Source organism: Robertmurraya kyonggiensis (assembly GCF_005116465.1).
Lineage (GTDB): Bacteria > Bacillota > Bacilli > Bacillales > Cytobacillaceae > Robertmurraya > Robertmurraya kyonggiensis.
This window is the reverse complement of sequence record NZ_SWBM01000001.1, coordinates 303329-327234: the sequence shown is the minus strand read 5'-3', so window position 1 is coordinate 327234 and position 23906 is coordinate 303329. Positions and strand designations below refer to the sequence as shown.

Annotated in this window: 24 protein-coding genes; 4 read left to right on the top strand and 20 right to left on the bottom strand. The window is 37.6% G+C overall.

What is annotated here, in order from left to right:
- Positions 1-44 precede the first annotated feature (44 nt).
- From mecA to FA727_RS01675, 3 genes are all read right to left on the bottom strand, one after another.
- Positions 45-710: an adaptor protein MecA gene (mecA, locus tag FA727_RS01685; RefSeq protein WP_136829006.1), complete on the bottom strand. Its 666-nt coding sequence runs from the start codon at positions 708-710 to the stop codon at positions 45-47.
- A gap of 407 nt (positions 711-1117) precedes the next feature.
- A complete protein-coding gene (gene spxA / locus FA727_RS01680) occupies positions 1118-1513 on the bottom strand; it encodes a transcriptional regulator SpxA (protein WP_126409423.1) in 396 nt (131 codons plus the stop codon).
- A 341-nt stretch (positions 1514-1854) separates the two neighbouring features.
- Positions 1855-2430, bottom strand: coding sequence for a GNAT family N-acetyltransferase (locus FA727_RS01675; protein WP_136829005.1), 576 nt, complete (start codon positions 2428-2430; stop codon positions 1855-1857).
- Positions 2431-2596: 166 nt separating this feature from the next.
- Between FA727_RS01675 and FA727_RS01670 the strand changes: the two genes are divergently transcribed.
- The gene (locus FA727_RS01670; protein WP_136829004.1) at positions 2597-2782 is read left to right on the top strand and encodes a hypothetical protein; all 186 of its coding nucleotides are present in this window, start codon (positions 2597-2599) and stop codon (positions 2780-2782) included.
- A gap of 33 nt (positions 2783-2815) precedes the next feature.
- Here FA727_RS01670 and FA727_RS01665 read toward each other — a convergent pair whose 3' ends face one another.
- From FA727_RS01665 to FA727_RS01640, 6 genes are all read right to left on the bottom strand, one after another.
- Positions 2816-4015, bottom strand: a complete 1200-nt coding sequence (locus FA727_RS01665) for a putative glycoside hydrolase (RefSeq protein WP_136829003.1) — start codon at positions 4013-4015, stop codon at positions 2816-2818.
- 310 nt (positions 4016-4325) lie between these two features.
- Entirely contained in the window at positions 4326-5264 is a 939-nt protein-coding gene (locus FA727_RS01660; protein ID WP_136829002.1) for an ABC transporter ATP-binding protein, read from the bottom strand.
- Complete coding sequence (locus FA727_RS01655) at positions 5265-6308, bottom strand: ABC transporter ATP-binding protein (RefSeq protein WP_136829001.1); 1044 nt, start codon at positions 6306-6308, stop codon at positions 5265-5267.
- Positions 6309-6328: 20 nt separating this feature from the next.
- Positions 6329-7351 (bottom strand): oligopeptide ABC transporter permease, encoded by a 1023-nt coding sequence (gene opp3C / locus FA727_RS01650; RefSeq protein ID WP_136830987.1) that lies wholly within the window; start codon positions 7349-7351, stop codon positions 6329-6331.
- Complete coding sequence (gene opp3b / locus FA727_RS01645; protein ID WP_136829000.1) at positions 7351-8280, bottom strand: oligopeptide ABC transporter permease; 930 nt, start codon at positions 8278-8280, stop codon at positions 7351-7353. Before opp3b ends, opp3C begins: the two co-directional genes overlap by 1 nt.
- 130 nt (positions 8281-8410) lie before the next feature.
- A complete protein-coding gene (locus FA727_RS01640) occupies positions 8411-10096 on the bottom strand; it encodes a peptide ABC transporter substrate-binding protein (protein WP_136828999.1) in 1686 nt (561 codons plus the stop codon).
- Between the two features lie 245 nt (positions 10097-10341).
- On the opposite strand from FA727_RS01640, the gene FA727_RS01635 reads away from it, so the two are divergent.
- Together FA727_RS01635 and trpS are read left to right on the top strand one after the other, a co-directional pair.
- The gene (locus FA727_RS01635; protein ID WP_158318778.1) at positions 10342-10701 is read left to right on the top strand and encodes a DUF3899 domain-containing protein; all 360 of its coding nucleotides are present in this window, start codon (positions 10342-10344) and stop codon (positions 10699-10701) included.
- A gap of 54 nt (positions 10702-10755) precedes the next feature.
- Complete coding sequence (gene trpS / locus FA727_RS01630; protein ID WP_136828997.1) at positions 10756-11745, top strand: tryptophan--tRNA ligase; 990 nt, start codon at positions 10756-10758, stop codon at positions 11743-11745.
- 97 nt (positions 11746-11842) lie between these two features.
- Here trpS and FA727_RS01625 read toward each other — a convergent pair whose 3' ends face one another.
- From FA727_RS01625 to FA727_RS01580, 10 genes are all read right to left on the bottom strand, one after another.
- A complete protein-coding gene (locus FA727_RS01625; RefSeq protein WP_136828996.1) occupies positions 11843-12589 on the bottom strand; it encodes a YjbA family protein in 747 nt (248 codons plus the stop codon).
- Positions 12590-12756: 167 nt separating this feature from the next.
- Positions 12757-14640, bottom strand: a complete 1884-nt coding sequence (locus tag FA727_RS01620; RefSeq protein WP_136828995.1) for an oligopeptide ABC transporter substrate-binding protein — start codon at positions 14638-14640, stop codon at positions 12757-12759.
- Between the two features lie 16 nt (positions 14641-14656).
- Positions 14657-15577 carry an ABC transporter permease gene (locus tag FA727_RS01615; RefSeq protein ID WP_136828994.1) on the bottom strand — a complete coding sequence of 307 codons (921 nt, stop codon included), beginning with the start codon at positions 15575-15577 and terminating at the stop codon, positions 14657-14659.
- A 28-nt stretch (positions 15578-15605) separates the two neighbouring features.
- Entirely contained in the window at positions 15606-16568 is a 963-nt protein-coding gene (gene opp4B / locus FA727_RS01610) for an oligopeptide ABC transporter permease (RefSeq protein WP_136828993.1), read from the bottom strand.
- Positions 16569-16573: 5 nt separating this feature from the next.
- On the bottom strand, positions 16574-17506 hold the full coding sequence (locus FA727_RS01605) for an ABC transporter ATP-binding protein (RefSeq protein ID WP_136828992.1): 933 nt from the start codon (positions 17504-17506) through the stop codon (positions 16574-16576).
- Positions 17493-18509, bottom strand: coding sequence for an ABC transporter ATP-binding protein (locus FA727_RS01600; RefSeq protein ID WP_136828991.1), 1017 nt, complete (start codon positions 18507-18509; stop codon positions 17493-17495). The genes FA727_RS01605 and FA727_RS01600 overlap by 14 nt, the downstream gene beginning before the upstream one ends.
- Positions 18510-18750: 241 nt before the next feature.
- A complete protein-coding gene (locus FA727_RS01595) occupies positions 18751-19512 on the bottom strand; it encodes a DUF2268 domain-containing putative Zn-dependent protease (RefSeq protein ID WP_136828990.1) in 762 nt (253 codons plus the stop codon).
- A gap of 185 nt (positions 19513-19697) precedes the next feature.
- Positions 19698-19901: a hypothetical protein gene (locus FA727_RS01590; protein ID WP_136828989.1), complete on the bottom strand. Its 204-nt coding sequence runs from the start codon at positions 19899-19901 to the stop codon at positions 19698-19700.
- Between the two features lie 221 nt (positions 19902-20122).
- Positions 20123-21364, bottom strand: a complete 1242-nt coding sequence (gene fabF / locus FA727_RS01585; RefSeq protein WP_136828988.1) for a beta-ketoacyl-ACP synthase II — start codon at positions 21362-21364, stop codon at positions 20123-20125.
- 34 nt (positions 21365-21398) lie between these two features.
- Complete coding sequence (locus tag FA727_RS01580; protein WP_136828987.1) at positions 21399-22331, bottom strand: beta-ketoacyl-ACP synthase III; 933 nt, start codon at positions 22329-22331, stop codon at positions 21399-21401.
- Positions 22332-22580: 249 nt separating this feature from the next.
- On the opposite strand from FA727_RS01580, the gene FA727_RS01575 reads away from it, so the two are divergent.
- Positions 22581-22898, top strand: a complete 318-nt coding sequence (locus FA727_RS01575) for a hypothetical protein (RefSeq protein WP_136828986.1) — start codon at positions 22581-22583, stop codon at positions 22896-22898.
- 31 nt (positions 22899-22929) lie between these two features.
- Here FA727_RS01575 and FA727_RS01570 read toward each other — a convergent pair whose 3' ends face one another.
- Positions 22930-23895, bottom strand: coding sequence for a BMP family ABC transporter substrate-binding protein (locus FA727_RS01570; RefSeq protein ID WP_136828985.1), 966 nt, complete (start codon positions 23893-23895; stop codon positions 22930-22932).
- Positions 23896-23906 lie beyond the last annotated feature (11 nt).

The following is a 23906-nucleotide window of genomic DNA, read 5'->3' as shown; positions in this document are numbered from 1 at the left end:
ACGTTACACTAAAAAACCGATTTCATCTCTGAAATCGGCATTTATTATTGGAAATACTTTCTCACTTCTGCAAAGACATCTTCAGAAATAATAACCTTCCCGTACTCTTCTACTCGATGAAAGGTTACCTGAGTCTCCACACCATACTCGAGAAGCATACTTAAGCTATCATCTATATCATCTTCATCAAAGTCTTCTTCAAGAAATTCAACATACAAATAATATTTTCCTTCGAAGGAATATAATTTAGTTACTAAAGAATCTAGTATATTTCGATTTGAAAGAGCAATTAAATCCTCGAAATCATTAAAGGTAAGTAGGAATTCCAATGAACCATCATACGGACCTTCAAGCTCAGGATTCTTTGTATGAAAATGATGATCAAGAAGCTCTTCAATTCGTTCTTCTGCAGAGAAATCCTTCAGCTTATCTTCAGGAATTGGAAGCTCGAACTTCTGCCCATCCTTTGACACTTGTGCTTTTGTCACAAGGACTTCCAGACCTTTATCCAAAGCTTGAACTTGTATCCAAAGGGGGCCTTCTATCATGAATTCTTCCTCTTGATGAACTTCATCCATCATTTCCCAGAACAATTCTTCACTGCGTTCCCGATTGTACCAAATCTCTTCTCGATCAAACCCGCGTTCTTCTATATCACCATAAGAAATATAAAACTTAACAGTATTATCATTAATACGTTCGATTTCCATCCAGTAACCTCTCCCTTCTTGCATTATTGGAAGGGAATAAATACCCCCATGCAGAATACATGTTACCCTTTACCCACTTGTTTCAATCGTACACATGCAAGTAAATTGTTTTGTTACCTTGTACTTATATTTTATGATAAAAAGAACATAAAGGGAAATAAAATGTAACCTATTTATAAAAACCATTATATGCCTAATTGTGGTCAAATAAGCTACAACTTAATCAATTTCAAGCTGGTTAGATATAATATGCTTCTACCGCATAAGCAACTGTTTTATCACCCATACGATCACTAAAATTTAACCAGTTGAAACCTATTTGTAGTATCTTATCAAATATTACTCTTCCCTACAATTATTTAAGATTAAATAAAAAACCCTCGATACAAATGATCGAAGGTTATGCTTTAGTTAACAAGACGCCTAGCTTCTTGAAGTTGAAATGTACGCACTTTTCTTGGAAGAAAACGACGGATCTCATCTTCATTGTAGCCAACTTGGAGTCGCTTTTCATCAATGATAATTGGGCGACGTAGCAATCCTGGATTGTCCTTAATGAGCTCAAGTAAATGCGGAAGTGGCATTGTTTCCAAATTCACATTTAACTTTTGAAAAGTTTTTGATCTTGTTGAAATGATTTCATCAGTACCATCCTCTGTCATTCGAAGAATCTCTTTGATCTCTTCAATTGAGAGTGGTTCAGAAAATACATTTCGCTCACTATAAGGTATTTCATGCTCTTCAAGCCAAGCTTTTGCTTTACGGCAAGATGTGCAACTAGGTGAAGTGTATAATGTAACCATTTTTACTCACACTCCTTTATTGTCGACATATATAGAAAAATCTATATTAGATCTATACTCTAAATTAAAATAACTTTAAAGTAGAAGTTATATAAAACATTATACACCTTTTCTTTTTAAAAAGGTATAGTTTTTTCAGGAATCAAACGATTGTCTTAATTGCTTGTACATAAATTTCTTCAATCTCTATATTAGACGTATCATTCGCAAGAAAGTTTCATTTTTTTACTATTTCAATGAAAATATTTTTCTGAAGCATCGAAACCCGCAATAAATCTCGAATCCAAAGCACTTTATTCTCAATTGAAAAATGAAAATGAAAAAATGTAAGAAAATTTTGGTTATACATCTTTTAATACATCAGCCTTAGCTCCGGTCGCTTCAAAGGTAAGAACCTCTTCAACCGGTTGATAATTTTCCCCATAAATTTGTTTGTCTTTATAAGTATGGATGGACTCATATGTTTTTTTCATAGCATCATAAATTACATCTTCACTTTCATTATTTGGAGCCCAATACAAAATTTCCATTTCATTTACTTCTTTTGTCGCAAGGGAACGCCTTCTATAGCCAATCGATTGAGCATGTTCAAATCCTTCTCTTTTATAAAATTTCAAACGTTTCTCTGTATCACTATCCTTATAGTTCACAGGCTCAACTTCCAAAATAATTGGCTTTCCTTTACTTTTCAATTTTTCAATAAGCTTATGACCCAGTCCTTGACCACGCGCATCCTTTGAGACAAACAAATAATCAATGAACACAAAATAGTCAAATTCAGCGTACATCAGAACATGTAGTGGACTTTCATCCTTATGATATATATCAGAACGCTCCCTCAATAAAGTCTCCATATGCTTCTGCGACTTCATTTCTTCAACAGGAAAATATTGATTTAATTTTTGGTACCAGTGCATCCACCCTCACATCCTTCGTGAAATTCAATGGTTACCCTTCCCTATTATTCTGTGAATTAAACTTTTTTAAACGAAATTCTTCTTTTAATACGGTTGAAGTTCTTTTAGAATAGAAGTAGGGGATTCAAAATTTTTAGAATGCTTAAATGAAAGCAGGGGGTTTGTCATGGCTGGGTACATAATTGATTTAGCTATTGTCGCAATTCTAATTATCGGAATAACAGCTTTAATGGGTGTTATGTTACACGGAATTGGCACCAAGATTTTTGGTGGGAAAAACCGCTCAGAGTTCGTTGATAAATCTATGAGAATTCAAACAGGTTGGAAAAATGTAGGCGGATTCAAAAAATAATACAAAAAAAACTGAGACATTTTGTCTCAGTTTTTATGGAGTATAATCAACATTTGTCGTATAACTATTACCGGCATTCCAAATCAAGAATTCCTTAACACCTTGATCATTTAATGCTTTGATTTGTTCTTCTACTTCTAGTTTACCGTACTGTTTATAGTTTCCTTTCCCTAACCACGAAGCTGTAAAATCTTGCAGCCATGGCCTTGAAATAGGGGGATTTTCTAACTTTGACAGTATACTTTTTTCCACCTTCGCATACTCACTCACTAGTTTATAAGGTTCTAAATCTGGCTTACCAATACCAAAATACGATGTCCAGTGGCTTGGATAAATCATTGAGGAAATGACATCAATGTGATTGCTAATTTTTGAGAAGTTTTGCCCAATCCCCGGTGCTTCTGATAGTGTTGCTGTATAACCAAAAATGTCCACTGACACCTTTACTTCGTAAGGTTTTAGCTGCTCTTTTGCATACGCAACAAAATCAGTTACCGCTTGTACACGTTTCTGCACATTATCCATATCCATTTTTTCGTACTCTCCCATCGAATAGATCAATGACTTATCTCTTGTTTCAAAGCCTTCTGGAAAGCGAACATAATCAAATTGAATTTCCTGAAACCCTAGTTTTGCCGCTTCAATTGCAATTCCAATATTATAGTCCCAGACTTCTTTTAAAAATGGATTCACAAAGGATTCGCCTCTGCCATTTGTCCAAACATTTGTACCTTCTTTAAAGGATAATTCGGGTTTACTTTTAGCAAGAACAGAATCTTTAAACACAACAATGCGTGCAATAGGATAAATTTGTTTTTGCTCCAATGTCTTTATCATTTCATCTGGATTCTTTATATAAGGTTTTCCTATTTGTTTATATGCTGATGATTCCTCCGGTATATAGGTTAAATTCCCCCAATCATCCTTTAAATCGATAACCATCGCATTCAAATCGGTCTCATCCATTAATTTGACCAAATGAGCAAATTTCGCACCACCTGCCGAATGACCGGTTACGTAGACACCTCGAACCGCGTCAGGATATTGAAAGGAGTAGCCGCTTTCAAACTTGAACCGTTTCAACTGCTTCGGTAATTCTCTTAAAAGAGATTCATGTTCCCGCACTGACATTGCCCCTGAAGTTTTGTATTCATGTTCTTTAGCAAAAATGGAGCTTTCCCCGAGATATATTTCGCCCAATAAAAGAATCACACCTAACACTCGGTACAACATGCTTTCTATCCCCTTTTCCCCGCTAACTTCATATACAAAGTTAGGAAAATATCTATCTATTTAACATTATATTATCGTTAATGATGGTCATAAGCTATGAGCTATTTCTTGAATCCACGGAATTTTTAAGGCGGATGGTCATGAAATGTTCAGAAAGACATGGTTTTGGGAATATCCATTCCATGAAAACACTGTTCTGGTGATTTTGTCAATGAAATGTAGTTTACTTAACTGGTCATCCTAAATGTAGCCCCTAGCTCATAATCCCCACAAAAGAGAAAAACGATCTCGTTTTTGAGATCGTTTTTTGTTATTTGTATTGTGCTTTGTATTGCTCGTATTCCTTTTCAGAGCATTGGACAAAATGGCCAGGCTTGATTTCACGGAACTGAACATTGTCGCCTTCACTATAATTATGAACCTTCGGATTATACGATTTACGTTTACGATTGCGCTCATAATTTGGATCCGGTAGTGGAATAGCTGACAATAAAGACTGAGTATATGGGTGAATTGGATTATTATATAGTTCATCTGCTGGTGCAAGTTCTACTAATTTCCCAAAGTACATAACCCCAATTCGATCACTGATGTATTTCACCATTGAAAGATCATGAGCGATGAATAAATACGTAAGCCCTTTTTCTTTTTGCAGCTTTTTCATTAGGTTTACAACCTGAGCCTGAATGGAAACGTCAAGAGCTGAAATTGGCTCATCCGCAATGATAAATTCTGGTTCAACAGCAAGTGCACGGGCAATACCGATACGCTGTCTTTGTCCACCAGAGAATTCATGAGGATAACGATTCGCATGCTCTTTATTTAATCCAACCGTTTCTAATAATTCCACAACGCGATTCATGCGCTCTTCTTTCGTCTTAGCAAGTCCATGAATATCGATTCCTTCGGCAATAATATCCGATACTTTCATACGCGGATTTAAGGAAGCCTGCGGATCCTGGAAAATCATTTGCATTTTACGATTGAATTCTTTTAACTCTTGTTTCTTTTTCTTACCGTGAACATCGACTCCGTTAAAAATTACCTCACCATCAGTCGCATCATACAAGCGAATGATCGTACGGCCAGTTGTGGATTTTCCACATCCGGATTCTCCAACTAAGCCTAATGTTTCACCTTTAAATATATCAAAGGAAATACCATCTACCGCTTTTACTTCATTCGGTTTCCCAATATTAAAATATTGCTTTAGATTTTTAATTTCCAATAATTTTTCATTGCTCGCCATTTACTTTCCCTCCTTTATATCAAGGAATTGACGTTGGCGTCTTTGTACTGCAGGCGGTGGCTCAACCTTTGGTGCATCTGGGTGTAATAACCATGTCGCAGCATAATGCGTATCAGACACTTTAAACATTGGTGGCTGTTCTTCCAAATCGATCTTCATCGCATATTCGTTACGAGGTGCAAAGGCATCTCCTTTAGGTGGATGAAGTAGATTTGGTGGTGTACCAGGAATCGCATAAAGTTCTTCATCTTCAGTATCCAATGTTGGCATTGAACTTATTAAGCCCCATGTATATGGATGCTGTGGATTGTAGAAAACTTCGTCAACTGTTCCGATTTCAACAATTTTACCACCATACATTACCGCCACGCGGTCTGCAACGTTCGCAACAACCCCAAGGTCATGGGTAATGAAAATGATCGAAGTATCAATCTTCTTTTGTAAATCCTTCATTAACTCTAAGATCTGAGCTTGAATCGTTACATCAAGAGCTGTTGTTGGTTCGTCCGCAATCAGCACCTTAGGATTACAAGCTAAGGCAATCGCAATAACAACACGTTGTCTCATACCACCTGAGAATTGATGTGGATATTGTTTGAAACGTTCTTCAGGATTCGCAATTCCAACTAATTCAAGAATTTCAATCGCACGCTTTTTTGCAGCTGCTTTACTTAACTTTTGATGCTTCACAATTGGTTCAATGATTTGCTTCCCTACAGTCATTGTTGGGTTCAAAGATGTCATTGGATCCTGGAAAATCATCGAAATATCTTTTCCACGTACCTTTTGCATATTTTTATCTGAAAGCTTTGTTAGATCTTTGCCTTCAAAAAGAATTTCCCCATTCTTAATGTCTGAGTTTGATTCCGGTAAAAGACGCATAATTGCTTTTGATGTAACAGATTTCCCTGAACCTGATTCACCAACAATCGCTAGTGTTTCCCCTTTATTTAAATCAAAATTTACTCCACGAATGGCTTGTACCTCTCCAGAAAAGGTGTGGAATGAGATATGCAAGTCATTTACTTCTAATATTTTCGTCACTTTAATTCACCTGCCTTTTTCTAGTCACGCATTTTCGGATCTAATGCATCGCGTAATCCGTCTGCAACCATGTTAAAGCAAATCATAATTAAGCTTATCACGATTGCCGGGATAATCATTTGGTAAGGATAAAGCTGTAAAACTTTGAATCCATCATCAATTAACGTACCTAACGAAGCCAACGGTGGCTGTAATCCTAAACCGATGAAGCTTAAGAATGCTTCAAAGAAGATCGCATTAGGTATCGTAAACATTGTGTTGATAATAATAACACCAGCTAAGTTTGGTACTAGATGCTTGCTAATGATTTTTCCATTAGAAAGTCCTAGTGTTCTTGCAGCCAATACATATTCTTGGCTCTTAAGCTTTAGTACTTGAGCACGGATAACCCTGGCCATTCCGACCCATCCGGTAATTGTTAATGCAATGGTAATAGACAAAATACCAGGATCCATAACGATAATCATTAAGATTACAACAATTAAGTTAGGAATACCGACAAGAATTTCAGTAATACGTTGCATGAAATTATCGGTTTTTCCGCCAACAAAGCCAGAAATAGCTCCATAAAGAACACCGATAACCATATCAATAGCTGCCGCTAAGAAAGCGATATATAGAGATACTTGCGTACCTTTCCATAGACGCGTAAAAATGTCACGCCCTAAACTATCAGTACCTAACCAATAGTAATTATCAACATTTTTCATCTCGTAAGCATTGTAAACATCACCATTTTTTCGCGTTAAATCCCCATCAAATGGAAGCCAACTTACTTTTTCCAAAACAGGAATTCGTGGTGGCAAATTGTTATGTTTAATATTTTGTTGGTCAATTCCATAATTTGTTAATAAAGGTCCCACAAGTGCCATAATCGTTAAAAGTACGAGAATGACCATACTTACAATGGCCCCTTTATTTTTCTTTACACGTAGCCATGCATCTTGCCAATAATTTAGACTTGGCTTTGAAATTTCCTCGCTTTTCGTAGCATCCACTTCAGCGGGTAGAAACATTTCTTTAGCTATTTTTTCTTGTGACATCATTTTTTCCCTCCCGCTAAACGAATTCGTGGATCAATGACTCCATATAGCAGATCGACGATCAAAATAACTACTACAAACAAAGCGGCAAATAAAAGCGTAGTACCCATAATTACAGGATAATCATTTATCGTAATTGATTTAACGAATTGCTCCCCGATTCCTGGAATACCGAAGATTTTTTCAATAACCAACGAACCAGTCATCAAGCTAACTACTAATGGTCCTAATACCGTAACAACAGGAATAAGTGCGTTTCTTAATGCATGCTTGAACGCAATCTCAAACCAGCTTGCACCCTTTGCTTTTGCTAGGGTAATATAATCGGACTCCATTACTTCAATCATTTCCGTTCTTACAAAACGAGAAGCTGTTGCAAGTGGGAACATTGCTAACGCAATGGTTGGTAATACCATGTATTCTGGACCACGCCAGAACGCAACTGGGAACCAGCCAAGTTTTACCCCAACATAATATTGAAGCAATCCAGCAAAAACGAAAGATGGAATTGACTTACCTAAAACGGCAATAAACGTTGAAGAATAGTCCACCCATGTATTTTGTTTTAATGCGGATATTACTCCTAAAATAATTCCAAAGAAAGTTCCAAAAAGAATCGCTAGGGCTCCAAGTGTTGCTGATGGCCCCATACTGTTTACGATAATGTCTGTTACTCCCACATTATTAAATTGGAACGAAACACCTAAATCACCTTTTAATAAGTTCAACAAATAGTTGGCATATTGTACAGGTACTGGTTCATCCAGACCGTATTTATCTATCATAATGCTCAGTTGTGCTTCTGATAATTTACTCGCATTCGAAAATGGCGTACCTGGAATAATTTTCATGAGGAAAAATGTTAACGAGGCAATTAGAAATAGAGTTATGACCATGTAAACGAAACGCTGAGTCAAATATTTTGCCATCTTTTGCACCCCCTAATATTTCAAAATCTCTAAAAAGTTTGATAGTTCTCTCACAAAGGGAAAAGAGAGTATATTGTCATGAACAATATACTCTCTTTTTACAACGTCTATCATTGTAATGAAACAAGTATTATTTTACAGAAGTCCACTTAAAGCTGTATTCAGGTCCTACTAAGTGGTAAGTAAAGTTTTCAACTTTTTCACTTACAAGTAAGTTAGAAGAACGTTGATATAAAGGAGCAATCGCTGCATCTTCTTCAATTAGAATTCTTTCAGCTTCAGCAAGTGCTTCATAGCGCTCAACTGGAGATTGAGCTAAAGTTGTTTGAGCTTCTTTTACAAGTTGGTCATACTTCTCGTTAGAGTAGTCCATCTTGTTATTTCCGCCACCAGTTAACCAAAGATCAGAGAATGTCATTGGGTCTAAATAGTCAGGTCCCCAACCAGCCATCTGTAGATCGTAATCCTGTGCATTTTCACGGTCAAGACGTACGCTAAATGGTACACTTTCAACTGTTACTTTAATTCCAGGAAGATTTGTTTCTAATTGGTTCTTAACATATTCTGCTGCTTTCTTAGCACTCTCAGTGTCATCACCTAAGTATCTAACTTCAACAGTATCTGTGCCTAGTTCAGCTAATCCAGCTTCCCAAGCCTTTTTCGCTTCGTCAACATTGTATGGTAATAACTCGTTTCCGTTGATTGCGCGGAAATCTTCACCAGTTTCTTCATTCTTAACAAATTCGTTTGGTACAGCATAGTTAGCAACGATTGAACCGTTAGCTAATACACCATCTACGAAATCTTGCTTGTTAATTGCTTGTGCAATTGCTTTACGAATATTTACATTTTTCAATGCAGGGTTATTCTTTTGGTTCATTTTCAACCAGAAGATTGTTGGCTCTAACCAGTTAAGTAATCTTTCGTCACCTGTATATTGAGGAACTACGTCAGATGAAAGCTTACCAGTGATATCAACTTCACCTGTTTCAAATGCGTTTGCTGCAGCTTGAGATTCTTTTAGAACGTTCCATGTAAGCTTTTCTAGCTTAACAGTGTCTGCATCCCAATATTCTGTATTTTTAGCATATACCCATTCTTCATCAGTGCTTCCATCCCATTCAGTTAGAACGAAAGGACCATTGTATAATACATTTTCAGCCTTTAGGCCAAAGTTCTCGCCTTGTTCTTCAACAAACTTTTGGTTTTGTGGATAGAACGTTGGGAACGCCATTAAAGATTTGAAATAAGGAATAGGTCTTTCTAATGTAACTTCAAGAGTCTTATCGTCGACAGCTTTAACACCTAAAGTGTTAAGGTCGTATTCTTTCTTTTCTGCTGCAGCAGCAGTAATTTCAGCTGCACCTTTGATTTTACCATCCATCATGTATGGACCGTATGGAGATGCGTTTTCTGGGTCAATTGCACGTTGCCAAGCGTAAACGAAATCGTTCGCTGTAACAGGCTCGCCGTTAGACCATTTAGCATCCTTTAATTTAAAAGTGTAAACTGTTCCATCTTCGCTAATTGTAGGTTCGCCATCTGCCACACCTTCAACAACTTCTTGGTTTGGATCAAGGCGATATAAACCTTCGTTAACGTTGTTTAATGTTGTAAAACTTACAGTATCTTGAGCCATTACGCTATCCATTGATGGAATTGCAGTAGACTCTAACATTTTAAGTTCTTGTACAGCTGCTGTCTTATCAGCACCTTCTTTGTCTTTACCAGCATCATCTCCGCCACCACAAGCAGCTAAGAATGAACTGATTACTAGCATTAAAGATAAAAGTAGAAAATATTTCGACTTTTTCACTAGTATACCTCCCCTTTTTATATTTTCTGAAAAATGGTTACAATGACTATTATACAGATAATATTTTCTTTGTAAATTGTTTTCTTGAAAAAATTTTATTTTACAGAAATATTAGTAATTTAATCTTTACAATTTTGTAAAAAGCTGTAAAGTCGATGTTTTCAAAGGATAAATACAGATGTTTCAACTAATATATTCCTGTATAATGTTATTTTATAAACAACATTTTTCATGGAGTTGATATTTTGAAAAAACAAATAATTAAAACTATTCTATTATTTCTGTCATCTCAAGCGGCTGTATTCCTCCTTTCCTTTCTCTATAATAAGGAGATTACTTTGCTCCACTATATTAATATTTCTTTTTATATTGGGAGCTTATTCATTTTAGTTTCATTACTATTTTTTACTATTAGAAGCGGTTTTTTTGATGCGGTAACGAAATCGTTCCGCCAAGTCTTTGCAGGTAAGAACGTGAAGAAATCTGAGATAGAAGAAATGACTCCTCCATCCGAAATGATTTCCTTTAATGTATTACCTTTCCTATTAAATGGCATCTTGGTAACGGTTGTTATGCTTTTAGCTTTGTACATCTATTCATTTTAAATTTCCCTATAAAAATGGTATAATTTATGAATTGAGAAATAGGAGGAAACAAGGATGCAAACGATTTTTTCAGGAATTCAACCAAGCGGTACCATTACACTTGGTAACTATATTGGAGCATTAAAGCAATTCGTAGAGCTACAAGATGAATATAATTGTTATTTTTGTATTGTCGATCAGCATGCAATAACAGTTCCACAGGATCCTGCGCAGCTTCGAAAAAACATCAGAAGTCTAGCCGCTCTTTATTTAGCTGTCGGGATTAATCCAGAGAAGGCGACGCTTTTTATCCAATCAGAGGTGCCAGCTCACGCACAAGCTGGCTGGATGTTACAATGCGTGACTTATATTGGCGAGCTTGAGAGAATGACTCAGTTTAAGGATAAGTCTGCTGGGAAAGATGCAGTCGTTGCCGGTCTACTTACATACCCTCCATTAATGGTCGGAGATATTCTATTATATAGTACAAATCTCGTTCCTGTTGGAGAAGACCAGAAGCAGCATTTAGAATTAACGCGAGATATCGCAGAAAGATTTAATAAGAAGTATAACGATATTTTCACCATCCCTGAGGTTCGTATCCCTAAGGAAGGGGCACGCGTGATGTCGCTTCAGGATCCACTTAAGAAAATGAGTAAGTCAGACCCGAACCAAAAATCGTTTATTTCTTTATTAGATGATCCAAAGCAAATTGAAAAGAAAATCAAGAGCGCGGTTACAGATTCAGAGGGAATCGTGAAATACGATAAGGAGAATAAGCCTGGTATTTCAAACCTTTTATCGATTTACTCCATTTTTGCAGGAAAGTCTATTGCTGAGATCGAGCAAGAGTACGAAGGGAAAGGGTACGGAGATTTCAAAGGTGATTTAGCTACAGTTGTTGTCGGAGCTTTAGAGCCTATCCAGAAGAAATACTACGAGCTTATCGATAGTCCTGAACTAGATGCCATTTTAGACCGTGGCGCTGAAAAAGCCAATGCCGTTGCTAGCAAAATGCTTAAGAAAATGGAAAAAGCAATGGGATTAGGAAGAAAGAGAAAGTAATTTTTAATATACGTAAAAAGAAGTCCAATTCTCGATTGAATTGGACTTCTTTGATTGTACTTATCGGAGCATTCATCAATCTAACCAACATCCCTACTTAATTTACCTTCGGGCCATGCTCCATTTCCCATAGCTTTTCAAAAAAGGGTTGTCCTTTAATGATATTTTCACAAAAAAGTTCATGCTTACTTGACCAACTGTATTGTGTTTCCTCAAATAATTCATTCCAAGCTGCATCTAATTCTAAATCCTGAATTTCCCCGTAACGTTCTGGACTCCATTCTGTTAGCCAGTAACGAATTTCAGCGACATTATCACATGCACGAAGTTGATCCAGGGCCATAAACAATAATTGCTTTAACTGCCTTTCCTTTCGGGTTAGTCCGCTCATCAATTCTGGTGATGGAGATAAAATGTGAAATTGTTTAAGAGACGTACCATCATTGAATTGGTAGTCAACAGGCTCATGATTTTCAATCATTTCATATACCAATTGCTCTTGTCTTGGAATCAGTCTACTTTTTCGAATAGGAATGTTATAACCAATGGTATCCACTACTAATATGCCAGCACCGTCTGTTACTATAAAGCAATAATCGAGCTGAATGCGTTCATGATTTTTTCGCAAGTACGCTTTCTGATAAATATCATCCAACAATTGCTGCGGCAACTCAGATAAATCGTTTTCTATGTAATTGAATAATGGAGAGTTTATTTTCACTAGCGGTACTTGGTCAAGTAGTTCAACGCCGTCGTCCTTGCGCCATTCATGAAAGTGACATACATTGTATCCATTTTCTTCTCCTTCAAACCAATTCACCCATACATCATGAAGATATAACATGACACTACCCCTCACTTCATTAACTCTTTGTCACTAAGTATGGGCAGTGTAACGCTAATTTATTCCCAAAAATACCACCTTAAGCCATTTTCTCCTCATTAGGCATAAAAATGCTTTTTCTACACAAAAGAGACCCGCACGAGTGCGAGCCTCTTTCTTCATCATAGTTATTCTGCTTTAAGAGCTTCCTCTTGTGTTAAAGCAAGTTCGTGTAAGTTAGCCCAACCTTCTTCAATTGAGTAGTTAAGAACACGGTTGTTAACCGGTACGATAATTGAACGATATAATGTTGGGAAAACTGGTACTTCATCAACCATAAATTGTTGCCATTCTTTGTAAACTTCTTTACGGTATTCTACATCGAATGCTTCCTTAGAAACACCTTTAGCCATTAACTCATCGTTTTTATCACTTGCATAACGAGAGAAGTTGTAAATTGCATCACGGCCATATAATCCACGAGGGTCTACGTCAATACCTACACCCCAAGCACCTTGGTAGATGTCGATTGCTGGATCATCATCACCGTTTTGTCCTACTCTCTCATAGAAAGAGTTGAATTCTTGTAAACGGCCATCTAATAATTCAACTTTTAATCCTACAGCAGCCCAAGATTGGATATAGTATTGTGCTAGTGGTTCAGCAGTGTCCCCACCAGACATAGAAGCAAAGTTAATAACTAATGGTTCACCATTTTTATCTTCACGGACACCATCACCATCAACATCTTTGTATCCAGCTTCGTCTAATAATTGCTTCGCTTTTTCCGGATCATATGTTAATCCAGGATTTGTATCATCATGGAATTCAGGGTGTGAAGGCGGAACTAATGTAGTCGCATTCCAACGAAGACCATGATAGAATTCATTACCTACTGCATCATTATCAACAGCATGCCACATAGCTTTACGTAAATTTACATCAGCCATTTTCGCATCTGGATTTGGTTTAACTACGCCAGCTTCTTTATCCCATGTACCTAATTTAAATCCAATATAAGTGTATGCACGGTCAACTTTACCTAAATATTCAACGTTAGCCATATCTGCGTTATCTGGATACTGGTCAACGTTAAATGAACTAATTAAGTCAACTTCGCCTTTTTCCAATGATTGTACTACTACGTTAGGATTGATAACTTTGATTGTTACAGAGTCAAGTTTTGGTTCTCCGCGCCAGTAGTCTGGGTTCTTCTTTAAAACTACTGCTTCACCTGGAGTGATACTATCTACGATGAAAGGACCAAAACCAATCGGCTTTTCACGTACTTCTGGAGAAGAAGAAATATCCGCTACTGCCATATCGCCAAAGATATGCTTTGCTAGTGGGTAAGACCAGATACTTCCAGTTACAAGAGATGGAGTAGATTGGATATAAGTGATTTGTAATGTTTTATCATCTAATACTTCGATACCAGAGATTTTGTCTGCTTCCCCATTGTGGTATGCTTCCGCACCAACGATGTTTGTGAAATCAGAACCATAACGTGGACCATCATAATCTTTATTAGCAATTACTTCGTGAGCAAAGGCCCAGTCTTCAGCTGTAACGGGCTCTCCATCGTGCCAGTTAACATTGTCTTTAATTTGGAACTTAATTGTTACACCATTTTCAGCTACTTCAGTAGCTTGGTCTGCAGGTAAAGTAGCAAGGACTGCTTCTGAAACTGCTTCTTGTGGCTCATAAGTTGCAGCACCATCATTTGTATAAACATAGTTTTCATCCCATGTTAATAACCCTTCGTCAAACCAAGTAAGGATTTGCGCATCAGGGTCCCCTGAATAGAAGTTCCAGTTAAGAGTTCCTTCAAATGCAGTATCTGAAACTAAACCGAAGTTTAAATTACCACCTTCGATAGCTTCCCCTTCATTAGTCTTAACTTGCTTAAAATCATCGACAGAAAATAACCCATCTTCTTTTTCTTCTGTCTTCTTGTCAGCGCCGTCGGACTCTTTGGAAGTTTCCTTGTCGCCACCTGTACAAGCAGTTAATACTAGTAAAAATACTAGCATTACAGCTAACAGAAGCTTACTGAATTTTGCCTTCTTCATTGTAATTGCCTCCCCTTTATCCTCTTCTTTGTCTTGCGTCGGTCGCACGCTTTAATGCTTGTCCGACATTATTTATACTTAACATCAATACTAAAATAAGTACGGATGCAGGTACCCAAACCCACCATCTAAATTCCAAAGTTTGCGGATTTCTTGCATAAGATACTAGTGTTCCTAAGCTTGGAGTACTCTCTGGAAATCCAAAACCTAAGAAAGATAGACCAGATTCTAGACCAATATTAGCTGCCAAATTCAATGTCATCGTAACGATGATTAACGAACTTAAATTTGGCAGTACTTGAGTGAACATAATTTTCAAATTTGAAGTACCTAGCGTTTTCGATGCTTGTACATAGTCTAGTTCTTTTTCTTGCAGTGCCTTGGAGCGAATCAATCGGGCAATCCCCATCCACAAAAAGGCAGTCATGATTAATGAGAATGATAGAATACTATACTTCGGTACAATCGCAACAAACACGATTACAATCATTAAGAAAGGAAGAACCATAAAGAAATCGAGAATTCTCATTAGAATATTGTCGATAGTTCCTCCGAAATAACCAGCAACTAATCCGAAAATAATTCCAATAACTCCGGTCATAACAGTAACTAAAATGCCGATACTGAGTGAATTACGTGTTCCAATAATTAATTGTCCAAATACATCGCGTCCGCCGTAATCAGTACCCAGTATATGTGTTTCAGAAGGCTTTTCATGAATGGAAAACAAATCAACCGTTACAATTTCCTCCTGATTCAGAAATAGGGATACCCCATATACTAAAATGATAATGACAGTTAGCAGTATTAACGAGAATAAAGCTAATTTATCACGTACAATCTCACGTCCGATAATTTTCCATCCAGATGGACTTTTCGTTGCATTTAGATTCTTGTCGCCTTCAACATTACTGAGCTCAATCTTGCTCGTTTCCATTTTGAATCACCTCACAGTTTACAGATGCTTATTTTATACGAATACGTGGGTCAACAAGACTTAAAATGATATCGGATAACAATCCTCCAATTATCGTTAACATTCCGAATAACAACACAAGAGATGTTACGACACTATAATCACGTAGACTAATAGAACTTAAGAACAATTGCCCCATACCTGGATAACTGAAGATGTTCTCAATAAATATCGAACCCCCAATTAACCCAGTAATTTCATATCCGAGAAAAGCAGCAATCGGTAACAGTGAATTTCTTAAAATATGACGATTATAAACTCTTGTCTCAGAAGCTCCTTTGGCTCTTGCTGTAAGTATAAAATCCTTTTGCTTTGTATCAACAATCTCACTTCGTAGATATTGTACGGTTGAAACTGTTGTAATCAGAGCCATCGATAGAGCAGGTAATAACATATGATAAATCTTGCTCATAATGTATTCAAACGTACCTGGTTCTATGCCTGGTTGGATACTTCCACCTGTTGGGAAAAGGTCTAAGTAAAAGCCAAATACCCAAAGCATCACAAGTGCAAAAATAAAGATTGGCATCGCAAAGCCGACATACGTGTACCCTGTAATTAAACGGTCTGCCCAAGAATCATTATATCGACCACTTGTGATCCCAAGTGGGATGGCAATTAAATAAGTTAGAACTAACGTGAAGGCTGAAAGCCAAAATGAATTGACAATTCTTTGCCATACTAATTCAGATACTGGCATTTTAAAATGGATCGATTGTCCTAAATCACCTTGAAATACGCCACCTAGCCATCTTGTATATTGTTCATACCATGGATCATTCAATCCAAGGGCCTCACGTTTTTCAGCAATGGTGTTAGGGTCAACATTCGGGTCAACCATTCCCGTTAGGGCATCCCCTGGCATCATTTTTGCTAGAACAAAAACAATAATACTAAGTAAAAGTACTTGCGGTATCATGGTTACGATTCGACGTAAAGTAAATTTCCACATAACATTCAACCTTTCTCAGGCAAAGCCACTAGATGTGTGTTAGATACGGGCTGCAATTGATAGGCTAAGCCCTCGCTATCAAAGTATTTATTGAATGACTGTTCATATTCTTTTTTGACTTCTTGACGAAATTGAAGATGCTGACTACGGTTCCTTGGATTAATATCTGGAATCGCTGCAACGAGACGTTTCGTATAAATATGCTGAGGGTTATTGAAGATGTCTTCCTTCGTTCCTGACTCTACATATCTTCCTTTATACATAATTCCAATTTCATCACACATATGCTTGATGACACCGAGGTCATGACTTATAAATAAATAGGTTAATCCTAATTCCTTTTGAATATCCTGCATGAAGTTCAACACCTGGGCTTGTACCGAAACATCCAACGCAGAAACTGGTTCATCCGCAATAATTAATTTCGGCTTTAGTGCAATTGCTCGAGCAATCCCAATCCTTTGCCTTTGCCCACCAGAGAATTCATGAGGATATTTCACACTACTTTCTGGGCTTAAACCAACTAACTCTATTAATTCTTGAACTCTCTTTTGCTCTTCGCCCTTCGTTAACTTTTCATAGTTTCGTAGAGGCTCAGCAATAATATCACTTACTCGTTTTTTCGGATTAAGAGACGAGTAGGGATCCTGGAAAATCATTTGGATATCTCTTCTGATATCTTTGCTCGCACGATGAAGATCGTTAATTTCCTGTCCATCAAAGAGGACCTTCCCAGAGGTAATCTTATTTAATCCGATAATCGCGCGCCCGGTAGTCGTTTTCCCAGAACCTGATTCCCCAACTAAACCGTAGGTCTTTCCTTTTTCGATTGAAAAAGACACGCCATCTACCGCTTTAACATAGCCTTGCGTTCCCCCAAAAAATCCCCCACGGATTGGAAAGTGAACCTTTAAATCGTTAACTTCAAGAAATGACATGGTGCTTATCCTCCTTCTTACCATCAGGGAAATGAAAATCCTTGTAACACGTGCAGCGCACAAAATGACCTGGGCTTACCTCGTGTAATACAGGATTTTTCTCATGGGCTGATTCAGAAATCCATGGAATTCTTGCACTAAAACGACAGCCTTCACGAGGAAGATTCTGTAAAGATGGGACAACCCCTTGAATCACGTGTAGCTTCGATTGTTCCTCATTTGCAGTAGGAACAGAGTTTAATAGAGAACGAGTGTATGGATGTAATGGATTTTCAAACAGTGTATACACATCAGCTATTTCGACAATTTGCCCTGCATACATAACCGCTACTCTGTCTGCCATCTCTGCAACAACACCTAAGTCATGGGTGATGAGGATAACGCCAGCGTGCGACTCTTCTTTAAGTTCCTTCATAAGGTCAAGAATTTGCGATTGAATCGTTACATCTAGAGCTGTTGTCGGTTCGTCTGCAATAAGTAGCTCTGGATTATTCGCAATTGCCATCGCAATGACAACCCTTTGTCTCATTCCGCCTGATAGTTCATGTGGGAATTGATTGTACACATGCTCAGCACGAGGGATTCCTACTTTATTTAAAAGTTCAATAACTCTTCCTTTTCTTTTGTTCGCTGAAAGGGTCTTATTATGTATCAGTAAAATCTCACCAATTTGATCACCGATCATCATAAGAGGATTTAACGCTGTTAATGGGTCCTGAAAAATCATTCCCATATCCTTACCGCGTAAAGCATTCAATTGAGATGTGCTAAATTCCGTAATATTCTGACCTTTAAATTTAATTTCGCCCTCAATTTTGGCACGATTGTGTAATCTCATAATTGAAAAAGCTAAGGCACTCTTGCCACATCCTGACTCTCCAACGATTGCCAGTAGCTCATTCTTATTTACTGTTAAAGAAACATCATCAACAGCTGCATAATGTTCGTCCTTGATTCGAAAGGATGTTGTTAAATGATTGATTTCTAAAATTGGTTCACTCAAAATAATCCTCCTAACCCCTCCGGAGCGTGAATCTCATACTTGCACTGAATCTATTATGTTGATTCAACACTAGATGAAGAGAACTTAACTTGAAGGCTCGTTTTTATTTGATTTTCAATTATTCTGTAAATTCAATTGATTTATTAAAATATTATTACAAAATTATTAAAATCGCAAGATATTTTTAACAATTTCCAAATTTCTATTTATTAAAAAAATCAAAGTGTTCTTGCAAAGGCGTTTAATCCATGGGATTTCTGGAGTTTTTATTACTATTTATGAAATATTCGGGAGTCGAATAAAAATTTATTTTTCTAGAAAAATTATTATTCTCGAAATTATTTCTTCTCGTAAGGTAGTATCCGAGGGCATATCCAAGAAGCTTTGGATACCCACCTCGCCCAAAAAGAATACGGTCGTGAAGATTATCCTTTCTATTTGTTTGAAGAATATCTCCCTTTAGTTTATTCCAATAACTCCCCAATTCTTTTTCTGTGTAATATTCGCACCATTTTGCCCGATACTCTGTTCCACAGTAATACTCAACAGCATGCTCAGCTAAGCCTTCTAATACCATTGAATCGAGAAGTTTATAATCTTTTTCATTCTTCTTTTGCCGATTTAATCTGCACACGTGATGGTATTCATGAATAAACAAAGCTTCTAACTCTTTCAGGTCCTCCAACGGTGGTACAAATAAATACATCGATTCCTTAAATGAGACCCCACCTTTGTTATTTGAACGACTCGGAAAAATATAGATTTCTATATCAACACCATTCCATTTTTTTCGGTATTCATTATGGAGGTTCTCTACCTTCTTCCAGATATTTTCTTCTTTGAGTTGTTTGAAGTATTCCCAAGTTCTTAGGTTTGGCTTGTACATCCCGAATTGTTGCAAGTATGAGTAAAAATCCTCCGGGTCTTCCTTTATTCTTTCAATATTTTTTTCCGGTTGATCAAATTCTCGGCTTAGCCATTCATTCGTCTCGATTACTCCCATCAACACAACCTCCAGCCAGCATTTTTTTACATTAATGTATGAGGATTGTGGAGGAAAAGTGAATATGGAATAGTTCTTGGAGTTATTAATCCATCTGAGAGATTTTCTGCAGCATCATGGGGTGCATTTATCATTTGGCGGTGAACTCGGGCAGAATCTCACGCATCTTGGCGTGCAAATATCATTTATCGGTCAACTCGGGCAGAATTACTCGTATCTTGGCGTGCAAATATCATTTGGCGGTCAACTCGGGCAGAATTACTCGCATCTTGGCGTGCATTTACCCTTTGCCAGTCAACTCGGGCAGAATCACACACATCTTGGCGTGCAAATATCATTTGGCGGTCAACTCGGGCAGAATTACTCGCATCTTGGCATGCAAATATCATTTATCGGTCAACTCAGGCAGAATCACTCGCATCTTGGCGTGCATTTACCCTTTGCCAGTCAACTCGGGCAGAATCACACACATCTTGGCGTGCAAATATCTTTGTCCGCAAACTCATGTTAGAATAAGCATCATCTCAGCAACCAAACAATCCCCAATAAAAAGACCCTCCCGAAAAGGTCATTATATTACCTTTTCGGGAGAGCCTCTGCTTATATTCAATTATCCTTCATATTTACGGAAAGCAATGGTTGCATTATGTCCACCAAAACCTAATGAGTTACTGATAGCAACATTAACTTCCTGCTTTCTTGCATGATTTGGAACATAATCAAGATCACATTCTGGATCTGGAGTTTCCAAATTAATGGTTGGTGGAAGGATTGAATCCTTAATCGCCATTACAGCAAAAATAGCCTCAACCCCACCAGCAGCACCTAACAAGTGACCCGTCATCGATTTTGTTGAGCTAACAGGCACCTTATAAGCATGCTCCCCAAACACTTCTTTGATTGCTAAAGTTTCAAACTTATCATTGTAGTCTGTACTTGTACCATGGGCATTGATGTAGCCTACATCAGAAGGCGTAAGTCCAGCATCCTCAATTGCCATCTTCATCGCACGCGCGCCACCTTCACCGCCTGGTGCCGGTGCTGTAATATGATAAGCATCCCCTGTTGCACCATAACCAACGATTTCAGCATAGATTTTAGCCCCACGAGCTAATGCATGCTCCAGTTCTTCTAGAACAATGATTCCTGCTCCTTCTCCCATAACAAAACCATCTCGATTTAAGTCAAATGGACGGCTCGCCGTTTGCGGGTCTGGGTTTGTAGACAATGCTTTGTTTGCACTAAATCCTGCCATTGCCATTCTTGTAATTGGAGCCTCAGCGCCACCAGTAACCATTGCATCAGCATCGCCACGTTGGATTACTTTAAAAGCATCTCCAATCGAGTTCGTACCTGTTGCACAAGCTGTCACTGTACAAGAATTGAAGCCTCTTGCTCCCAATGAAATAGAAACCTGGCCAGTTGCCATATCCGGAATCATCATTGGAACGAAGAATGGACTTACTCTTCGATATCCTTTATCTAAAAAAGTTTCAAATTGGTTTTCAAATGTTTCCATTCCACCAATTCCTGAACCAATCCAAACACCTACTCGATGAGAATTTTGCTCATTAATGTCAAGCCCTGAATCCTTTACCGCCATTAATGAAGCTGCCACAGCGTAGTGAGTGAAACGATCCATTTTTCTAGCATCTTTTTTATCGATATAATCTTCTACATTGAAATCCTTAATCTCAGCAACTACCTTTGCTGGATACTCTTCTGGATTTAATCTTGTTAATAGCCCTACTCCTGAAACTCCGTTAATAATATTGTTCCAGGTTGTCTCAACGTTGCTTCCTAGAGGTGTAACAGCCCCTACTCCAGTAACAACAACTCTTCGTTTCGTCATAGTAACAATCTCCTTTGCTCAAAAAATCTGTTGTTTATTTACCCCATCTTAATGCGATTGCTCCCCAGGTTAAACCTCCACCGAAGCCTACCATCACTAGAACATCATCGTCTTTAATTTTACCGGCTTCCAACTCTTCTACAATTGAGATCGGAATTGAAGCTGCAGATGTATTCCCATATTTATGAACCGTCTTCGACATCTTCTCGATTGGTAACTCCAAACGTTGTCTAGAAGCTTCCATAATTCGAATATTCGCTTGGTGTGGGATTAGCATATCCACATCTTCCTTTGTAAGTCCTGCTTTTTCTAAAACATTAACACTACTTTCTCCCATTTGTCGAACCGCAAACTTAAACACTTCTCGTCCATTCATAATAATATATTCGTCTTGATAGAGATGTTTTCCTCCTGTACCGTCCGCTCCTAACTCAAATGCTAAAATTCCACGGTCTCCAGAAACTTTTCCCATGACAACTGCACCAGCTCCGTCTCCAAAAAGCACTGCAGTGCCTCTATCATCAAAATCAGTAATCTTCGATAGTTTTTCTACACCAACCACTAAAACATACTTATATGCTCCGCCTTCGATGAACTGCTTTGCCGTTACCATTCCGTACATAAAACCTGCACAAGCCGCACTAATATCCATTGCTGCTGCATTTTTCGCACCTAGTCGTTCTTGTATTTTACATGCAACAGATGGGAACGGAACATCCGGTGTTACCGTAGCAACTAAGATTAAGCCAATTTCTTCGGGAGAAATTTCTGCATTCTTGATCGCATTTTTTGCTGCATTGAAAGCTAAATCAGATGTGTCTGTTTGATCATCTGCAAATCTTCTCTCTTCAATCCCTGTACGAGTTCTAATCCACTCATCAGAAGTATCCATAATTTTTTCAAAATCAGCGTTTGTCACAACTTTTTCAGGCACAAATCTACCTATTCCAATTACACCCGCATTCATAAAGTCAACACCCTTCGTGGTTTATAAAATATATTATTTTCATTTTATTATCAATTATTATGACTTGGTACTAATTATTTTAACAAGAGAATGTTTTAACTGCAACTTTTTTTAAATTACCACTTCTCCAATAAGTATATTTCCACGTTTGTCTATACATTAACTACGCTAAGTCATAATCTATAATGAAAGGATTTTATTAGGATCTTTAATTATAAGAACAGCCTTACCTATAGGAGGTGCTTTGAAATGGAAAAGGACAACAAGCCCTACCAAGATCCCATTTCAAAATTTATGTTTGGAGAACGTTTTGATGAAAAGGAAGATGATACAGTTCCTGTTGAACAAGAGGAACGTGACTGGTTATTTGGAAAGCGCACGTCACGAACTAAGAGTTCAGAAGAAAATCCAATCAATCAAATTCCATTCATTGGAGAACGCCTGCAAAATATTGATTATATGGAAATGATGCAGCACTTCGATACATTAATGACCTCTGCAAATGACTTGAAGCCTTTATTCAAAAAAATTAAACCTGTACTGTTAGAATTTCTGCAAAAAAAATAAACTGCCTATCAACAGCGACAGGCAGTTTTTCTTAATCTTCGTGATTAGGGAGCTTTCCAGTTTTCTTATAAGTTTCAATCATGTCATTCAAGGATTTCTTAAATTCCTCGTCCACTAGAGGGCTAAACTTTCCTAAAGTGATAACATCTTCTTGAAAATCGAAGGAAAGGTTTCCAGAGTCAAGCTTTCCCTTAATGAATTCATCAGCCACTAATTCATAAAGGGTGTCAACATGCTGAACAGTACTCGTCAATACTGTTGACTCTCCTAAATCGGACTGGTCTGAGACAAAACCAATTGCAAAGAGATTATTTTCTTTAATCTTTTCAATAACAGGCACATTATACCCATCACCAGCAGGATAGAAAACGTCAATATCTTTTCTAAGCATATTATCTAAAATATCGAGAGCACGCTTATCATCGTCCCACTGCCAAACATATTGGATGTCTACATCAACATCCTTATTTTGATATAAGGCCCCTTCATAAAAGCCTTCTACTTCTGGTTGCCATTCATATGCTGCGATTATCCCTAATTTATTAGTATTTGTCATGTGACCTGCTACCATACCGCCAAAAAATCCCATCGCATACGCATCAAAATTTAAACTGGTTGTATTTTCTTTTGTAGCATCTCCGTTAAAACTAACAAAATGAATATGAGGATACTGCTCTGCAAGCTTATTAAAATAATCGGCATATTCCTGCCCATGGCCAAAAATTAAGTTAACGCCCTTTTGATCAAATTCTTTGACTGCTCTTTCAGCAATAACCTGTGAATTGATCCCTTCTTTATAATAAACATCCACATCAAAATGAGATTGGATTTTAAGCATTCCCTTATAGCCCTTGGTCCCCCATACTTGATCATTTACGCTTTCGGTAACTAACAACCCCGCTTTTTTCAATTTCCCTGAAGACAAGGGTTGTCCACATGCTGATAATGTATAAAGGCATAAAAGAATAATCGCGAACAGTCCTAATCTCTTTTTCATTCTTTTTCCGC